17 protein-coding genes are annotated in these 16433 nt (G+C 51.6%); 11 read left to right on the plus strand and 6 right to left on the minus strand.

Features of this window, described 5'->3' with window-relative positions; genetic code table 11:
- Positions 1–1252: 1252 nt before the first annotated feature.
- The 5 genes from apf to EKM99_RS11040 all read left to right on the plus strand — a co-directional run bounded on the left by apf (position 1253) and on the right by EKM99_RS11040 (position 5472).
- Complete coding sequence (gene apf / locus EKM99_RS11020) at positions 1253–1906, plus strand: aggregation-promoting factor (RefSeq protein ID WP_125583477.1); 654 nt, start codon at positions 1253–1255, stop codon at positions 1904–1906.
- A 225-nt stretch (positions 1907–2131) separates the two neighbouring features.
- Positions 2132–2482 carry an aggregation-promoting factor C-terminal-like domain-containing protein gene (locus EKM99_RS11025; protein WP_125583478.1) on the plus strand — a complete coding sequence of 117 codons (351 nt, stop codon included), beginning with the start codon at positions 2132–2134 and terminating at the stop codon, positions 2480–2482.
- Between the two features lie 254 nt (positions 2483–2736).
- Positions 2737–3924 (plus strand): acetate/propionate family kinase, encoded by a 1188-nt coding sequence (locus EKM99_RS11030; protein WP_125583479.1) that lies wholly within the window; start codon positions 2737–2739, stop codon positions 3922–3924.
- A gap of 105 nt (positions 3925–4029) precedes the next feature.
- Complete coding sequence (locus EKM99_RS11035; RefSeq protein ID WP_125583480.1) at positions 4030–4587, plus strand: TetR/AcrR family transcriptional regulator; 558 nt, start codon at positions 4030–4032, stop codon at positions 4585–4587.
- A 60-nt stretch (positions 4588–4647) separates the two neighbouring features.
- Positions 4648–5472, plus strand: coding sequence for an SDR family oxidoreductase (locus EKM99_RS11040; protein WP_125583481.1), 825 nt, complete (start codon positions 4648–4650; stop codon positions 5470–5472).
- A 64-nt stretch (positions 5473–5536) separates the two neighbouring features.
- On the opposite strand, the gene EKM99_RS11045 is transcribed toward EKM99_RS11040, so the two are convergent.
- Positions 5537–6334 carry an alpha/beta fold hydrolase gene (locus EKM99_RS11045; protein WP_125583482.1) on the minus strand — a complete coding sequence of 266 codons (798 nt, stop codon included), beginning with the start codon at positions 6332–6334 and terminating at the stop codon, positions 5537–5539.
- 233 nt (positions 6335–6567) lie between these two features.
- Between EKM99_RS11045 and EKM99_RS11050 the strand changes: the two genes are divergently transcribed.
- Complete coding sequence (locus tag EKM99_RS11050) at positions 6568–7098, plus strand: hypothetical protein (protein WP_125583483.1); 531 nt, start codon at positions 6568–6570, stop codon at positions 7096–7098.
- 407 nt (positions 7099–7505) lie between these two features.
- Here the strand turns inward: EKM99_RS11050 and EKM99_RS11055 are convergent, their stop codons facing one another.
- Together EKM99_RS11055 and EKM99_RS11060 are read right to left on the minus strand one after the other, a co-directional pair.
- On the minus strand, positions 7506–9128 hold the full coding sequence (locus EKM99_RS11055; RefSeq protein ID WP_125583484.1) for an ABC transporter permease: 1623 nt from the start codon (positions 9126–9128) through the stop codon (positions 7506–7508).
- 5 nt (positions 9129–9133) lie between these two features.
- A complete protein-coding gene (locus EKM99_RS11060; RefSeq protein ID WP_125583485.1) occupies positions 9134–10027 on the minus strand; it encodes an ABC transporter ATP-binding protein in 894 nt (297 codons plus the stop codon).
- Between the two features lie 176 nt (positions 10028–10203).
- Between EKM99_RS11060 and EKM99_RS11065 the strand changes: the two genes are divergently transcribed.
- The 3 genes from EKM99_RS11065 to EKM99_RS11075 all read left to right on the plus strand — a co-directional run bounded on the left by EKM99_RS11065 (position 10204) and on the right by EKM99_RS11075 (position 13017).
- The gene (locus EKM99_RS11065) at positions 10204–10842 is read left to right on the plus strand and encodes a TetR/AcrR family transcriptional regulator (RefSeq protein WP_125583486.1); all 639 of its coding nucleotides are present in this window, start codon (positions 10204–10206) and stop codon (positions 10840–10842) included.
- Positions 10839–11498: an HD domain-containing protein gene (locus tag EKM99_RS11070; RefSeq protein WP_125583487.1), complete on the plus strand. Its 660-nt coding sequence runs from the start codon at positions 10839–10841 to the stop codon at positions 11496–11498. The genes EKM99_RS11065 and EKM99_RS11070 overlap by 4 nt, the downstream gene beginning before the upstream one ends.
- Positions 11499–11682: 184 nt before the next feature.
- The gene (locus tag EKM99_RS11075) at positions 11683–13017 is read left to right on the plus strand and encodes an MFS transporter (protein WP_125583525.1); all 1335 of its coding nucleotides are present in this window, start codon (positions 11683–11685) and stop codon (positions 13015–13017) included.
- 61 nt (positions 13018–13078) lie between these two features.
- Here the strand turns inward: EKM99_RS11075 and EKM99_RS11080 are convergent, their stop codons facing one another.
- Positions 13079–13606 carry a DUF3278 domain-containing protein gene (locus EKM99_RS11080; protein ID WP_125583488.1) on the minus strand — a complete coding sequence of 176 codons (528 nt, stop codon included), beginning with the start codon at positions 13604–13606 and terminating at the stop codon, positions 13079–13081.
- Positions 13607–13608: 2 nt separating this feature from the next.
- A complete protein-coding gene (locus EKM99_RS11085; protein ID WP_125583489.1) occupies positions 13609–13797 on the minus strand; it encodes a helix-turn-helix transcriptional regulator in 189 nt (62 codons plus the stop codon).
- A gap of 156 nt (positions 13798–13953) precedes the next feature.
- On the opposite strand from EKM99_RS11085, the gene EKM99_RS11090 reads away from it, so the two are divergent.
- Positions 13954–14757: a chitosanase gene (locus EKM99_RS11090; RefSeq protein WP_225419841.1), complete on the plus strand. Its 804-nt coding sequence runs from the start codon at positions 13954–13956 to the stop codon at positions 14755–14757.
- A gap of 368 nt (positions 14758–15125) precedes the next feature.
- On the plus strand, positions 15126–15587 hold the full coding sequence (locus tag EKM99_RS11100; RefSeq protein WP_125583491.1) for an NUDIX hydrolase: 462 nt from the start codon (positions 15126–15128) through the stop codon (positions 15585–15587).
- Positions 15588–15627: 40 nt separating this feature from the next.
- Here the strand turns inward: EKM99_RS11100 and EKM99_RS11105 are convergent, their stop codons facing one another.
- On the minus strand, positions 15628–16431 hold the full coding sequence (locus EKM99_RS11105) for a hypothetical protein (RefSeq protein WP_125583492.1): 804 nt from the start codon (positions 16429–16431) through the stop codon (positions 15628–15630).
- Positions 16432–16433: the final 2 nt, after the last annotated feature.

Raw genomic sequence — 16433 nt, forward strand, 5'->3', positions numbered from 1 at the left:
CTCAAAAAAAATTGCCTAATCTCAAAGGATTAGACAATTTTATAAATGGAATTACCAACAACAGTTGACATAGAACCGCATTAACATCGGTTCAGTGATGACCCCGGGTTTGGGTCATTGCTGAACCGGGGTTAAGCGCAGGGACCTGGCTCGCGTAGCACGTTTCGGAGGCTGCCAGGACCAGGATTGAATGGCGAGAGAAAGATTAACGAACTAAAACAAGATAATTTGAAGCGAAAGTCAGGCTTGGGGTCTTTGCTTAGCGTTGTTAAGCGGAACCAGTTGCCTCTCGTAGCACATTTCGGAGGCTGCCAGGTCCAGGATTTAGTGGCGAGAGAAAGACTAGCGCACTAAAGCAAGATGACTTGAAAAGAAAGTCCAAGCCTCAAACAGAAAACCAGGGGCAAGGTTAAGCGCAGGGACCTGCCCCGCGTAGCACGTTTCGAAGGCCGCAAGGACCAGGATTTAGTGGCGAGAGAAAGATTAACGCACTAAAACAAGATAATTTGAAACGACCGTGTCAGTCTTGGGGTCTTTACTTAGCGTTGTTAAGCGGAACCAGTTGCCTCTCGTAGCACATTTCGGAGGCTGCCAGGTCCAGGATTTAGTGGCGAGAGAAAGATTAGCGTACTAAAGCAAGATGACTTGAAAAGAAAGTCCAAGCCTCAAACAGAAAACCAGGGGCAAGGTTAAGCGCAGGGACCTGGCTCGCGTAGCACGTTTCGGAGGCTGCCAGGACCAGGATTGAATGGCGAGAGAAAGATTAACGAACTAAAGCAAGATAATTTGAATCGAAAGTCGGGCTTGGGGTCTTTGCTTAGCGTTGTTAAGCGGAACCAGTTGCCTCACTGAACAGCACCAAGCAAGTTTAAAAACGTCTCAAAACCAGCCAACAACACTCCGTGGCCCGCCCAATCTCGTCAGCAATTCACACCGCTCACCACCCCCAAAATCACCAACTCTATAGAAGAAACCAAAAAAATCCACCAAATCAATTCTCAAATTAACGTTTTTAAATCCAGAAAATCCCGTAACAATCCCGTTTTCCGTCACACCCCCGCAACGAAAGCGGTCGCAAACATGGTTAATGTTGCAACCTTATTAACCACATTACGGTTTGTCATTTAAGCCGGTTTTTCTTAACGTGGGTGTAACTCAGGAACAATCACGGTGTAACGTCCGCGGGTTATGATAGGTCTCGTTAAGTAATTGCATGACATTTCCACTACTCAAAAGGAGGACATTCATTTCTATGAATATCAAAAAAGTTTTAGTTTCTACGTTAGGTACCGTAGCCGTATTAAGTGCCGGGTTATTTGCCAGCACAACTTCCGCCAACGCCGACGTCCGGGTAACGGTTAAGTCGGGAGACACGGTTGCCAAGATCGCTAACCAATACAACTCCAGCATTTCTTCAATTGAAAAAGCAAACAGTTTAAAGAACGTTAACTTGATTTACGTGGGTGAATCCTTAGAAATCCCTGACGCTACGAGCACTTCAACAACGTCAACCGCCTCAACTGCAACGACTAGCGCGGCATCCACGACGCCTAGTCAATCAACGACCGCTGCGAACAGTGCCGCTTCAACCAGCACTAGCAGCAACTACAGTAGCCAAGCTAGCACGAGCGCCTCAACTGGCACCACTAGCAGCGCCTCTACGGCTTCCTCAACGACTTCCAGCTCAGACTCTTCAGCCAAGGCTTGGATCGCTAGCAAGGAATCTGGTGGCTCTTACACGGCAACGAACGGTAACTACTACGGTAAGTACCAATTAAGCAAGTCCTACCTGAACGGTGACTACTCAGCCGCCAACCAGGAAAAGGTTGCCAACTCTTACGTGAGCTCCCGTTACGGTTCATGGGCAGCTGCGAAGGCCTTCTGGCAAGCAAACGGCTGGTACTAAACCCGATTTAGTACGGTCAATTAAGTAAATAACTCAGGAAACGACGGTGAAGCCGATAAAGCTGACCGTCGTTTTTTCGTGGCTACACCGGGCTTAAACGACATTATATTACACCAAACTGTCAAAAGTGGGGTGGGGCGTCACCGTTTTGTAACATAGGGACAACGCGGCTGTAACTTAAGAACGTTAAACTATTCTTAACAATTTCGTTAGGAGGGAACCCATTTGAAACTTAAAACTATGTTCATGTTAATCGTCATGGTCGTTTCAATGGCCCTGCCTAGCGTTTCGTCCGTTATGACGCCAGCAACGACCGCCGAGGCCAGCGTTACCTACGTTTGTTCTTTGTCCAAGAAGGAACAACGGGCCAAGGCCTGGATCGCCGTCAAGGAATCCGGTGGTAACTACCGCGCCCGCAACGGCCGGTATTACGGCAAGTATCAACTCACCGTTTCCATGTTGAAGGGTGATTACAGCAAGGCCAACCAGGAAAAGACCGCTGACAGTTACGCCCACAGCCGCTACGGCACGTGGACCAAGGCCAAGCAGCACTGGTTAGGTTACGGCTGGTTCTAAATTTATAATTAACGAGCTCGTGACGTTGTCAGGGCTTTTTTTATTGGTCGAAATGGCCGGCAGTCCGGGAGTGGACGACGTTCTGTGGCCGGGTAACGGTCAGGCATCACGTTTAATGCTCAGGCTTTCACGGCTTGCGGCTATGCAAAGCCTAACTAAAAATTCTCACAGAAAGTCAATCTTTTCTTGAAAGCGGTTACAGAATCGTTTAAACTGGGAAATAACCGAGAAAAGATTGGGAGGAGACACGACTCATGGCAAAAACATTGGCAATTAACGCAGGTAGTTCAACATTGAAATGGAAACTCTTTTCCATGCCGGAGGAGACCGTTATCGCATCGGGGATGGTCGACCGGTTGAATCTGCCCGGCTCCATTTTCAAAGTAAAGCTACCCGATGGCAAGAAAATTACGGACACGCAGGATAATATCACCAACAAGCTGGCGGCAGCGATGGTATTGACGCGGCTGAAGTCTTACGGCATCGTGAAACACCTGAGCGAAATCACCGGCGTCGGTCACCGGGTCGTGGCTGGGGGGGAAGTCTTCAAGGATTCCGCCGTCATCACGCCCACCGTCCTGAAGCAGATCAAGGAATTGAAGGACTACGCGCCGTTACATAACCCGGTCCAAGCCTACTACGTCGAGGTCTTCCAACAATTACTGCCGGAAGCCACACAGGTAGCGGTCTTTGACACGTCCTTGTACACGGAAATGCCCGCGGTCAATTACATGTACAGCATTCCGTACGAATATTATGAAAAATTCGGTGCCCGCAAGTACGGCGCTCACGGCACGAGTCACCGCTACGTGGCCCACCGCACGGCTGAAATCTTGGGCAAGCCATTGTCTGATTTGAAAATGATTACGTTGCACCTGGGCTCCGGGTCATCCGTGACCGCGTTCAAGGACGGCCATGCGCTCGACACTTCGATGGGCTTCACGCCACTGGCCGGTGTCATGATGGGGACCCGTTCTGGGGACATTGACCCGTCGCTAGTGGCCTTCTTGGCCGAAAAGCTGCACAAGACGATGCCAGAAATGATCGACGTGCTCAACCACAAGTCCGGTCTGCTGGGCATTTCCGAGCTGTCCCCCGACCAACGGGACTTGGAAGACACGCAGGACGAGCGGCCGAAGTCTAAATTAGCGCTGGACATGTTTGTCGATCGCGTGGTCAGCTACGTCGGCAGTTACATCGCCGAACTGGGCGGCGTGGACGCCATCGTGTTCACGGCCGGCTCCGGTGAAAATGGTGTCGACATGCGGCAAGCCGTGGCGGACAAGCTGAACTACTTTGGCATCGCCATCGATCCCGCCAAGAATGACTTCCGTGGTGAAGAACACATCGTCAGCCCTGACGGCGCCAAGGTTCAGGTGCTGGTGGTCCCAACTAACGAAGAATTAATGATTGTTCGCGACGTGGAACGGTTATCTAAATAAATTTTGTTGCTGAAAAGCGCGACCCGAGTGACTGGGCCGCGCTTTTTTTAATGGTCATGTGCGAAAGTTCTTGTAAGTGACTAACTAATCAGTTATTATAGGGCTATGCGAAAAAGAGATGACAACAAAATACAAGCGATTCGCGAATCCGTGTTGGATTTATGTATGACGGAAGGCCTGTCCAATCTGACCACGGCTAAAGTGGCACAGCGGGCTGGCGTGAGTCCGGCAACGATTTACATTTACTATCATGGGAAGACGGACCTGCTGAGTCGGCTATACGTCAACATCAAGACGGAACTGCATGCGGGGCTAACCACGGCGCTGGGAACGGGTGCATTGGCGGACCGGATTCAGCGGGCCCTGGCCTATTCCGTGACGCAGTATCAGGCGCATCCCAAGGAGGCAAAATTCCTGGGGACATTGTGGAATGCCCAAGAGATGTTGGATGACCAGGCCTTGGCGTTTGGTCAACAGGTCGATGATCCCTTGGCACAGCTGTTCCATGAAATTCAGGCTGACCCAGCCTACGTGGATGCGCCGGTGGAGGTCATTGCCGGTTTCTTTGAAATCTTGGTTGGCATGGTTCAGCGCGATCCGCAGTTATCCCCTGCGGTGGTCGCCACGACGATTACGATGATTGTGAAGGCACTGAAAAAGTAGTGCTTTTATTTTTGCTGTTTAAATAACTGATTAGTCACTTATAAAAGGAGCGAATGTCAAATGAAAAAAGTTGTGTTAATTACGGGTGCCTCAAGTGGAATGGGGGCTGCGGCGGTTAAACTGTTTGCGGATAAGGGCTGGATCGTTTACGGGGGAGCTCGCCGACAAGAAAAGATTCCAACTGGTCCCAATATTCATGCGATTCGGGTCGACATTACCAGTTCAGTCGACAACCAGGCATTTGTGGACCAAGCCTTGCAGGAGAATCACCGAATCGACGTGTTGATTAACGCAGCGGGCTACGGCGAGTACGGCGCGGTTGAAGAGGTCGCCATTGAATCAGTGAAGAAAGAATTTGCGACGAACCTTTTCGGCGTGATGCAGCTGACCCAGCTGGTCTTGCCCACGATGCGTGCTCAAAAAAAGGGCCGCATCGTCAATATTTCTTCCGGGATGGGGTCCAGTTATATGCCGACGGGGGGCTATTACGGCGCCAGTAAGGCAGCACTACAGTATTGGAGCGACACCTTGAACGCAGAGATTACGCCGTTTGGTTTACGCTCAGTCGTGGTCCAACCGGGTGCCACCCAGTCGGCGTTCATTGATCACATGGTGGCGAGCTTTGACCGCAACACACATGCGGGTTCGCCCTATGCCCGGCAATTAGCTGGCGTGATCACGATGTCTAAAAACTACCAGGCCATTGCGACGGTAGAGGACTTAGCACGGGTCTTTTACCGGGCCGCAACTGAGAAACGACCGAAACGCCGATACTTCAATAGTCTCAGCGACCGTCTGAGTGCAAATTTTGCCCAGCGGTTCCCAGGACTGTGGCGGGTTGTGATTGACCGAATGACGCGGGGATGGCAGAAAGCGACTGATTAATAGTCCTAAAGGCAACGATGTGCTCTGCTCAACGGCGCCCAGTCAGTTACGGTGATTGTCATGACTAGCTTTCACGTAAGAATTGGGTGAAATACGCCGCCATCATTGGGTACTGGTCGATGGGCAGGTTGTGGCCCGCGTTAGCGAATAGGCCAAACGTCCCGTTGACTTGGTGTGCCATGAAGGCCTCGTGATCGGTGTAGCCAATGGTCACATCGTGGCGGCCGGACAACAGCGTGATTGGCTGGGCAAAGTTAGTTGCCTTTAGCTGGTCCTCAAAGCTGAGCCGGTAGTGGGTGCCGTGATCACGATGTAGCTGATGGAGCGCATCTAGGTTGGTCCGGCGAATACCGGGGATGACCTGCGTTTGAAAGGCTTGCCAAGTTTGCGGGTTTTGCACGACCGTCACCTTATGGTAGTTGGCAAAGTAGTCCGCATTCGCGGCGGCCACGGCGATTGGCGCCGACTGAATGATCCGGTGCTCGGCCACGTGCCGCTCGCCCCGGATACCGGTCAACGTCGGGCAGACCAAAAACAAGCGTTGCACGCGCGTCGGTTCCTGGTAGGCCAACGCTAAGGCCAGGTAGCCGCCGTAGGAATAGCCGACCACGTCAAAGGATTGGTCACCCAGGACGGCCGTCACGGTTTCGGCGATGGCGGCCAGAACGTGGTCACTATCGGTCTGAGCTGGTGGCAGGGGTGGCGTGGCGCCCATACCGGGTAAATCTATGTAGAGCCGCGTGTGCATTTGCCCAGCAAATAATGGCTCAAACCACTGTTCCATGGCGTCGTGATCAATGGCCGCGCCGTGAATGAAGACGATGGGGGTGCCACTTCCCCGTAAATCGTAATGTAAGTGCATCGAAGCCCTCCTAAGGAAACCGTTATCATAGCCTCATTATACCGTAACAGAACGATGTTAGCGCAACCTTAAATGGGGGCTTAATGTTTTCTTGACCACTATGACAGTTGGGTAAAAACCGTGTCATTTTGTCATGTAACCCCGGATTCTTTAACCGATCGGTAATGGTTCACTAACGGCTTTGAGACATGCAGGCGGTAAGCTAGGGTCATCAAAAAGGGAGGAACCATTTGATGATTAAAAAAGTAATGATTACGACATTTAGCGCCGCAGCTGTCCTAGCAGCCGGTATCGGTTTTTCCAGCGTCACAGCGAATGCCAGCACGTACCAAGCGCCGGCGCAAAGCTATCACTACCAACCACAGACTAGTACCTATAGCAAATACGCACCCGTTAAGAACACGAGCGTTAGTGCACCGAGCCAAAGCAGCACGACCAGCACGGCCACGACTGGGACGACCAGTAGCACAACCAGTACGACAAGCAGTAGTAGTGCCTCTGGGGCCACGATTAGCGAGGCCCAATTTGAAAGCCAAGGCGTTGTTTATTTAAACGGTAATAAATGGACGTATTACTCCGGCAGTACGACCGCCGATGGGACCAGTATCAGCGCGAACGGACTGGATCCAAACGGTTACCGCGTTGTTGCGGCGCCGGCCAACGTGGCATTTGGGACCAAGATTATGACGCCGTTAGGAATGGGTGTCGTGCATGACCGCGGGACGGCCATCACGGGCAACCATTATGACGTTGTGATTCAATAAAAGACGAATAGATAAACGTAACCGCACCACTTCTCAAACTAGAGAAGGGTGCGGTTTTGTTTACGTCTAAATGGCTGGGGGAGCCAACGTATTCCTAGCATACCCGATGTTTTGCGGAATTGCGAGAAATATCTAATGAAAATGGTTGGTTAGTTATGAGTTAACCGATTGAACTAAAAAGCCATGACTGACCTGCAGCGGTTGATATAACCTTAATTGTAATGAAATATAGATAATATTATTAATGGTTAATACTTGCTATTTGATTTATAGTCGGTTAAGCTAGTGAAACGAACTTGCTAGTTCGCCGGCTCCAGGAAGATGGGTGCGGCATCCTGATTCACGCGTTCGCTGTAAGATAAAAGCCGCTAACCAAAGCAAGTCAGCGACTCAATGAAACCAGTTATTTAACTCATTTGCAAATCACGTCGGCGGTAGCCCACCCAACCGATGATGACGAGGCCAATGGCCAGGACAATCATCCAGCTAAAGGTGGTCCAGTTGACGTCGTGTAGGGGAACTCGGGTCATCCAGCCAGTGGGCGTAATTTTTTCAGTCCACTTCGGTAACTTCAGCAGGCTGCCCATGTAGACGCTGATAAAGCCCAGCGCGAGGTAGAACCAACTGAACGCCTTCACCCGCGGCCAGCAGCCGACTAATAAGACGGTGAGGGCGAGGAAGACCCAGATTTCGGGTAACTGAGCGGCAATGCCTTGCCAGAACTCAGCGGCACTGATGCCGTCTGTCGTGTGCGTCAGACTGGCATCCCCCATGACCACAATGCCGCCCAGACCGCCAATGAAGGCCAGTGTACTAGTGACAAAGGCAATTCCCACGTAACTAAAGAGCAGGTGGGTCCGACTCAGTGGTCGGGCGTACAGGGCCTCCAGCCAGCCACGCGTCTCGTCGGTGTGCACCTTTAGAATCAGCTGCATCCCGGGGATGATGGCGACGGCGGCCATGACGATCGACAGGAGTGACGTGAAGCTCAACAGCACCTGATGGTTGGCCTCGTGGACCATGGCCGAGCCAAAGACCTGTTGCATGGTCGGGTTGGTTTTCAAAATATCCCCAATCGTATTGAAGACGGTGCCATAGGCAATCCCAAAGATAATGACCGCGACGATCCAGGCGATAATCACGTTGCGTTGGCGCCGCCAAACCAGGCTGGCGGGACCCCGGAGAAGGGCCGACGCGTGATCACGACCGGGTCGCGTGGTGATGGCACCGGCGCCCAAGTCGCGGTGGTTATTGGCAAGAAAGGCCAGCCACAACAGGATTGCGGCAAGACCCAGGCTTAACCAAATTGGGGACCAGTGCGGGTTATTGTAAGGGGCGAGCTTTTCCACCCAACCCAGAGGTGACCACCAGGTGAGCTTGGGGTGTTGTACGTCCGTAATCATCCGGGCAAGGTAGCTGACGCCAAATAGCGTGTAGGCCAGGCCGGTGGCGCTGGAAGAGTGATCCGCCACTTGGGCGGTCAATAGGCCCAGCATCCCGAATAGCAGGCCGGTAGCGGCCAAGCCCAACCCAATCAGCCAGTTACCCTCGGTGCTGGCACCAGGCATGTTAGCGGCGCTTAAACCGAGACTGTAGAGCACACCCAGGACACCGTTCACCAAGATGAGTTCACTGGCAGCGGCTGCCAAGGGCGCTAAGGTCCCGACGGCGTGGGCGCGGACCAATTCCGTAATACCCAAGTCCTCTTCGGCACGGGTCGCGTGAACACTGAGGGCCAGGTTCATAACCACTTGAATCAAGGCCATAAACAGCAGCATTTCGTTGGCAAAGATTTCTGCCGTGGTGACCTTACCCGTGAAGGAAAAGGCGCCAAACATGGCGATAATTCCGGGACTCTCCAGCGTGCTCTTGATGGCGTTGATTTCGCTGGTGGAGCCGTAAATATCTTCAAACTTCCAGGCGACACTGGCCATTAGGGCCGCGAGGAGGACAATCCACATGAGAATCCGGAACCGATCCCGCCGAAAGTTCAGGCGAATCAGCTGACCGGTACGTCCAAAACGAGACATGGTCGTCACTCCTTTCCCGTGTAGTAGTGCATGAAAAGGTCTTCCAACGTGGGTGGGGTACTTTGCAAGGCGACAACTTGATGTTGGGCCAACGTGCTCATCACGGCACTGAGGTGTTCATCTTCAACGGAGAACTGCCATTCACGAGGCGCGTGGCCGACTTCGACCCCATGCACGCCGGGGAGGCTGGTGACATCGAAGTCATCGCCTAACGTGACGGTAATCATGGTCCGCGTCAAGTGCCGCATCTCCGCCAGGCTGCCGGTCTCAATGATTTGCCCTTCGCGGATAATCCCGATCCGATCGCACATGCGCTCAACCTCGGATAAAATGTGACTGGAGAGCAGCACCGCCTTGCCAGCGGCTTTGAGCGCCATGACCGCGTCTTGAAAGATCCGTTCGTTTAACGGGTCCAAGCCAGAGGTGGGTTCGTCAAAAATATAAAAATCGGCGTCTTGTGAGAAGGCCGCGATCAAGGCGACCTTCTGCCGGTTTCCTTTGGAATAGGTCCGCGCCTTCTTGGTGGTGTCTAAGCCGAACTGCTTAATCAGGTCGTCCGTCTTGGCAGTGTGGGCCGTGCCGTTCATCTTAAGGAGGAGATCAATGATTTCCCCGCCAGTCAGATTGGGCCAGAGGTAGACGTCGCCAGGCACATAAGCCAGTCGTTGGTGAATCGCAACGCTGGCGGACCAAACATTTTGGCCAAAGATGGTGGCGTCACCGCTGGAAGCCCGGATAATGCCTAATAAGACCCGAATAGTGGTCGACTTTCCCGCGCCGTTGGGGCCAATAAAACCAAAGACCTCACCGGGACGCACGTCAAACGTAATGTCTTTTAACGCTTGAAAGTGGCCAAATTTTTTTTGTAAATGGTTAATCTGAAGCACAGGATTTGTCATGAGTAATCCCCTCCTCACAGTTTTAAAATCGTTTACATCGTAAGCCCCTAGTCACCGAAAGTCAACGAAAAGGTGAACTTTTGTATAAAAATAGTTCACTAAAATTAAATTCTTACCTAATTTGCGGTATGATAAACTAAACAGTAGCGATAGTGGACTAGGGGTGGTGAAGAGAAATGGCAACCAATCAGGAACGGAAGGCACATCAACGGCAGGCAATCTTGGCGGCAGGTGTGACCCTCTTTACCCGGGATGGCTACAAGGCCACGCACATCAAAGACGTGGCGGACGAGGCGGGCGTGTCCCAGGTGACTCTCTATAAATATTTTGATAGTAAGTTGAGCTTGGGACATCAGGTCGTGATTGAAATCATCAATCAGGGTTACGCTGATTTTCAAAAGCTGATTGACGACCAACAGCTGACCTTTCCGGAAATTATCCAGACGATGATGATCAATAAAGTACAAATGGGCGCCAAGATTCATTCGGACTTCTACCAATTTGTGACGGATGAAATGCAAAGTAAATTAGGTAGTACGGTCGTCAGAGAAGCCTATGATAGTGGTGAGAAGACATTCTGGGACTCGGTCGTTGCCCGCGGTCGCGCGGCAGGGATGATCAATCCGGACATCTCTAACCAGGCATTACTGCTATACTTAAACATGTACGTCTCCTATATGAGCACGGCAGATATTGAACCGGCGACGTATAAGAAATTGGGCGAGCAACTACTCCACCTCTTTTTCTACGGTTTCGTTGGGGTGCCACCAACGGACGCGTCGCCAACAGACCCTAAGCAGGAGGACAAGTCATGACAGAAACCACAATTTTAACCGCAGTACGTCAATTTTCGCAAGCCAAAATGGGGGATGACGAGACCGGCCACGGCTTCGATCACATCCAACGGGTCGTGGGCCTCGCCGACCGCATTAGCCAGTCGTACCCCGCGGCCGATCACTTGGAAACACTGACCGCCGCCTACCTCCACGATGTCATTGATGAAAAATTAGTCGCTGACACCGCCGCAGCCAGTGCGGAAGTCCGTCAGTTCTTGACTGACCAGGATTTTACGTCTGCGCAAATCGACACGATTTTTCTGATTATGGACAATATGTCTTACCACAAGACGCTGGATGGCACGGCCAAACCGTTGCCACTGGAAGGCCAAATCGTGCAGGATGCCGATCGCCTCGACGCCATTGGGGCCATTGGGATTTCCCGGGCGATTTACTTTGGTGGTCACTTTGGCGAAAAGATTTATGATCCAGCCGTGAAGCCGCGCACGGAGATGACCCACGCCGAGTACCGGAATCTGGATAACGAAACCATCATCAACCATTTCTACGAAAAACTCTTAACGCTCAAGGACCTGATGAATACGACGGCGGCCAAGCAGTTAGCCGAACACCGCCAGCAGGTGATGTTAGACTTTTTAGCCGAATATAAAGCCGAATGGAACGCGGAAGCTTAGGCTCCCGCGTTTTTATTTTGCCGTGAAAACGATTTAATTCAAATTGACCAATGCAATTCCCTCCGAAAATGCGTATCATGGATAGTAATGCTAAATTTAGAGAGAAGAGATTGACTTGCAAACGACTGTCCGCCCCGAGAAGGTGCCCCGGGGAAACCTGATCGCCATCTTCGCGATTGCCTTGATGGCTTTCTTGGGAATTCTAGTGGAAACGTCCATGAACGTGGCGTTTCCCACACTGATGAAACAGATGCACGTGTCGCTGAATACCGTGCAATGGATCACGACTGGGTACCTCCTGACCGTGGCGTTACTCATGATTACGTCGGCCTTTTTGAAACAACGCTTCAAGAACAAGCAATTATTCGTGGCTGCCGCGTTGGCATTTATTCTCGGCGATTTAATTTGTGCGCTCGCAACTAACTTTCCAATCTTATTGATTGGCCGGCTGATTCAAGCGGGGTGTGCGGGGCTCGCGATTCCGTTAATGTTTAACATCGTGGTTGAAAGTGTACCGCGCTCCCGGCTCGGTTTTTACATGGGGATGGCCGGTTTGATTCTCATGATTGCGCCAGCGAGTGGGCCCACGTTCGGTGGTATCATGGTTTACCTGGCCAACTGGCGGATGATCTTTTGGTCCACCATGCCGGTTGAAATCATCATCTTGGTCTTGGGCCTGGGTGGGATTAAACAATTCTCGCCGGTCCAGCAGGTGAAATTCAATTGGGGCCAGTTCTTATTGCTGGCGGTGGCCTTCATCAGTTTCACCCTTGGCCTGAACAGCGTGTCGACGGCCGGCGCACTCAGTTGGGAGTTTCTCGGTGGCGTGGGCTTGGCACTCGTGGCCATCTGGGGCTACATCGCGTTGGCCAAACACAGCGAGCATCAACTGTTGAAACTGGAAATTTTCAAGAATCCAGTTTTCACCTACAGCTTCTTTGCCTACTTCATCCTACAATTTTGTAATATTGGGATTAACTTTGCCCTGCCAAACTACGCGCAGATTGTGGTGGGCGCGACGTCGTTGATTGGGGGCTTAATGCTGTTGCCCGGCAGTCTGATCACGGCGATCCTGCAACCGTGGTTCGGCCACTTGCTGGATGAACACGGCGCGCGGTTGCCAATTCTAATGGGGAGTACGTTGTTTCTGATTGCGGCGCTGGTCTTCACCATTTTCGGACGGCACCTCAGCATCGTGGTGATTTCGGTCATGTATATCGTCTTTAGTATTGGGCGGTCGATGGCTTTTAGTAACACGCTGACCAACGGGTTAAAGGAGGTTGACATGAGTCAACGGGCCGACGCCAATGCCATTTACAATACCGGGCAACAGTTTGCCGGTTCAATTGGAACCACGATTCTGGCGGCCCTGATGTCAGTGGTTAAAGTCAGCGGTATGTCTTACGCCCACGAGACGGCGATTGGGAGTCAGCTGGCGTTTGGCCTGATTTTAATTCTCAGTGTCGTGAACTTTGGTTTTTATGCCATTGTGTTCCGTTATCAAAAAAATGATAAATAGCCGCAAAAAGGCGTCACGCTAATCTGGTTTTCTCAGAGAAGGTGACGCCTTTGGTGACTGCTCATTGTTTCTTTAGGCGCACGAGGTCGATCAGGCCCATGAAGACGCCAAAGAAAACACCGCTGACCACGGCACCCTGAATATTATGGCTAGAAGTCAAGCCTTGCATCAGGGGCGTTTTGTCAAAAAGGGTGTCAAGAAAAGCCTGTTCCAAGTACATGAAGATGCCAAAATACAGCGTCAGACCGATGGCGACCCACAGGATGTGCCAGCGAGCAGCTGCCATATCTTTGGCCGAAACTTCATGATCCGTCAGGTGGGCTCGCCGACTAGCAGTCATGATGTAAGGACAAATGATCAAGGCAATAAAAGCAACGTTGAACATAATTAGACCGGCCAAGGCGGTTTCGGGCGCGGTCGTTGCCCAAAATAAGGCGACGAGGGGGCCTAGAAAAAGAGCTGGCAGGCAGAATAGCATGGCGTTAGTGCCGATACGGTTAGCCTCTTGGCGTTTATACTCGTCGAAATCCCCGCTGATATTGAAAAAGTGCTTAACAACTCTATCACGAAAACTTTCCCCGTTTTTCATGATTATTCCTCCCAGAATAAGTGATTGAGATCCGTGTGGAGGGCTTTGGCTAGCCGTAAACACAGGTCAAGTGATGGATTGTATTTATCATTTTCTACCAGGTTAATGGTTTGCCGTGCCACCGTAACTTGTTGTGCCAATTCAAACTGCGTGAGGCCGGCTTGCTTGCGATAGTCTTTGACCCGGTTCACGGTCAACCCTCCTTTGAAATGTCAGATATATATGACACTTTAAGAATAGCGACCTTGTCCCGAAATGTCAATTATATATGACTTTTAGCGTGGAAAATTGGGCGAGATATTGGTAAGCTAAGGATGATCGATTAATTCAGCAGGGGAGCAATGGGTATGCAAGTAAAACAGGTATTACGGGGATTCATGATTTTACTCGTTTCAGCGAGCTTAGTGGGGTGTACAGCGCAGGCACCGGGCTATCGCGGGCAACGAACGATTAAAACGGGCCAGCTACGCGCAACCACATTTTCGCTGGTGGCTAGCGCAGAGAACTCGACCACTAATTACCGCCAGCAGTACGGGTACATTGAGGATATCGGGGATGGTCGCGGCTATACGGCCGGTATTATTGGTTTCACCTCTGGCACGGGAGATCTGCGTGAAGTTGTTCAGCGGTACACGCACTTGAAGACGGGCCATAACGGGTTGAAACGCTATTTGCCAGCTTTACGGCGGGTGAATGGGACGGCCTCGCACGCTGGCTTGGGGCCACGGTTCGTCAAGGCCTGGCGTCAAGCGGCCAAGGACTCCCAAATGGTGCGGGCCCAGGATGCCATTTTGAATCGGCAATACCTGCGGCCGATATTGAAAGCAGCTAAGCAGGACAATCTCAGTCCGTTGGGGCAGTATATCTACTATGATGCCATCGTGGTCCACGGCCCGGGAGCGGACAAGAGTAGTTTCGGGGGAATCCGACGCCGCGCGAAGCAGTTGGCCAAGACGCCGAGTCAGGGCGGCAACCAGGCGCGGTATCTACGCGCGTTCTTGAAGGCCCGTACCCGCGTGATGAAACAGGAGGCCGCTCATAAAGATTTGTCGCGGCTTGAGGTGCAGCGTCAGTTTATTAAGGATGGTAATTATCAACTAAAACGGCCGTTGCATTGGCGGATGTATGGGGATCGGTATCAGTTGAAGTAAGTAAAAGTCCTAGGCTACTCTGTGTTGGCAGAGCGGCCCAGGACTTTTTTGAATTTTAGAAGAGGCACAATTGGGTGTCATAGCCATCCGGGTTCAGGGTGATCAGGCGGGCACCACGGGCTAATGAACCATAAGTGTTATAGCCCGTGACGTTGCCGTAATTGAGACCGATGCCACGAAAGGGCTTGTGGCGAACGTGATTAGCACCCGATTTTATCGCACCAGTTACCGACAATCCCGAGAAGGTTACCCATTAAGGTAAGCCTTGTGATGATAGGAAAAAGTAATTTGAATAATTAGAACGTTGACATCAAAACTTAATTGTAGTCTAATAATATGAAACATATAAACCAGAAGGAAGTCTGTTCATGCCAGATTATATTCAAGCTATCCGTGCCCAGGTGGGCCATAAACCGATCATTCTAACCTTTGCGGGTGGGATCTTGGTAGATTCAAAGGGGCGGGTCCTTTTGCAAAAGCGATCTGACTTTAATCGCTGGGGACTACCGGGTGGGGCGCTGGAATTGGGGGAATCAGCCAGTGCCGCTTGTATCCGGGAGTTTCGAGAGGAGACCGGGTTGACGGTTGCTGTGAGGGGGCTATTAGGTATTTCTACCGACCAGATTCAGCGTTATCCCAATGAAGACGTGGTGCAGGCAGTTGTCCTGACCTTTATGGTGGAACACGTCGCAGGAAAACTAGCAGCGACCAGTTCAGAAACCTTAGCGCTGAAGTATTTTGACCAAGCGCATTTACCGCCCATGCTAAATGCCCAGCACGAGCAGGGGTTAAAGGACTATTTTACCGGGAATATTCCTTGGTATGACTAACCAGCGCACGAAAAAACCGTGGCCAACCCGACCACGGTTCCTAATGATCTTTAATTTGTAATGCCAGTCGCACCAGCAAATTGGTGAACAGCGAAATCAATAATGCATATCCCAGCACCAGCGCTAGCAGAATGATGGCGCCAGTGATAAACGTCAGAAAGCCGCTTGCCATGTTGAACATGGTTAAGCCCACCGTTACCACCACGATAATCGTGAGAAAGCCAATCAGGCCAATGCGCGAGTTGGCGAAGTCCGCCGTACTCAGGTCAAAGCCACCAATGCTGAGGTTCAGCGATAACAGAATCATGATGGTCCAGCGCAGCCACGGGTGATTGTCGCCGCCCAATGCGCTGAAGAAGCCCGACCAATTTAACTGAAACGGATTACTGATCAGCGTCAACATCCCCTGAAACCAGCTAGGAATCAGGAGCGCCGTCAACCCCAGCAACACCGCCGCACAGCCAAAGATGGGGGCGATGCCAATAAATAGGTTCCCGGTCACCTGGTACCAATTATGCTGATTCCACGTGTGATTGACGTATCCCAGTGCCATGTCAGGCTTACCATCCGCTCCCAACTGATTGGGGTGCGGCCGCTTGAGCAGGCGCACCTTATCAATCCGGTGGCCAAATAAAATGGCCGTCAACAGGTGGCTGAGTTCATGGAAGAAAATGCCGATGAATCCTAAATAGAGCTCGCTGTCCATGCCAAAGCCGTTGGCCAGAAACGCCTTGGTATTGCGGTTCAGAAACGTCAACAGGGTCACGAAAATAAAGGGGATGGCGACCAGGTCAAGCCCCACGATACCCAGGTTCTTGAAGATGAGGACGAAATCCGTATTCATCA

Origin of the sequence: Levilactobacillus cerevisiae (assembly GCF_003946245.1) — a bacterium.
Lineage (GTDB): Bacteria > Bacillota > Bacilli > Lactobacillales > Lactobacillaceae > Levilactobacillus > Levilactobacillus cerevisiae.

Bases quoted from the DNA above. Each gene is read 5' to 3' on its own strand.
- apf (WP_125583477.1), top strand. From the start codon at position 1,253: ATGAATATCAAAAAAGTTTTAGTTTCTACGTTAGGTACCGTAGCCGTA.
- EKM99_RS11030 (WP_125583479.1), top strand. From the start codon at position 2,737: ATGGCAAAAACATTGGCAATTAACGCAGGTAGTTCAACATTGAAATGG.
- EKM99_RS11035 (WP_125583480.1), top strand. From the start codon at position 4,030: ATGCGAAAAAGAGATGACAACAAAATACAAGCGATTCGCGAATCCGTG.
- EKM99_RS11040 (WP_125583481.1), top strand. From the start codon at position 4,648: ATGAAAAAAGTTGTGTTAATTACGGGTGCCTCAAGTGGAATGGGGGCT.
- EKM99_RS11045 (WP_125583482.1), bottom strand. From the start codon at position 6,334: ATGCACTTACATTACGATTTACGGGGAAGTGGCACCCCCATCGTCTTC.
- EKM99_RS11050 (WP_125583483.1), top strand. From the start codon at position 6,568: ATGATTAAAAAAGTAATGATTACGACATTTAGCGCCGCAGCTGTCCTA.
- EKM99_RS11055 (WP_125583484.1), bottom strand. From the start codon at position 9,128: ATGTCTCGTTTTGGACGTACCGGTCAGCTGATTCGCCTGAACTTTCGG.
- EKM99_RS11060 (WP_125583485.1), bottom strand. From the start codon at position 10,027: ATGACAAATCCTGTGCTTCAGATTAACCATTTACAAAAAAAATTTGGC.
- EKM99_RS11065 (WP_125583486.1), top strand. From the start codon at position 10,204: ATGGCAACCAATCAGGAACGGAAGGCACATCAACGGCAGGCAATCTTG.
- EKM99_RS11070 (WP_125583487.1), top strand. From the start codon at position 10,839: ATGACAGAAACCACAATTTTAACCGCAGTACGTCAATTTTCGCAAGCC.
- EKM99_RS11075 (WP_125583525.1), top strand. From the start codon at position 11,683: ATGGCTTTCTTGGGAATTCTAGTGGAAACGTCCATGAACGTGGCGTTT.
- EKM99_RS11080 (WP_125583488.1), bottom strand. From the start codon at position 13,606: ATGAAAAACGGGGAAAGTTTTCGTGATAGAGTTGTTAAGCACTTTTTC.
- EKM99_RS11090 (WP_225419841.1), top strand. From the start codon at position 13,954: ATGCAAGTAAAACAGGTATTACGGGGATTCATGATTTTACTCGTTTCA.
- EKM99_RS11100 (WP_125583491.1), top strand. From the start codon at position 15,126: ATGCCAGATTATATTCAAGCTATCCGTGCCCAGGTGGGCCATAAACCG.
- EKM99_RS11105 (WP_125583492.1), bottom strand. From the start codon at position 16,431: ATGAATACGGATTTCGTCCTCATCTTCAAGAACCTGGGTATCGTGGGG.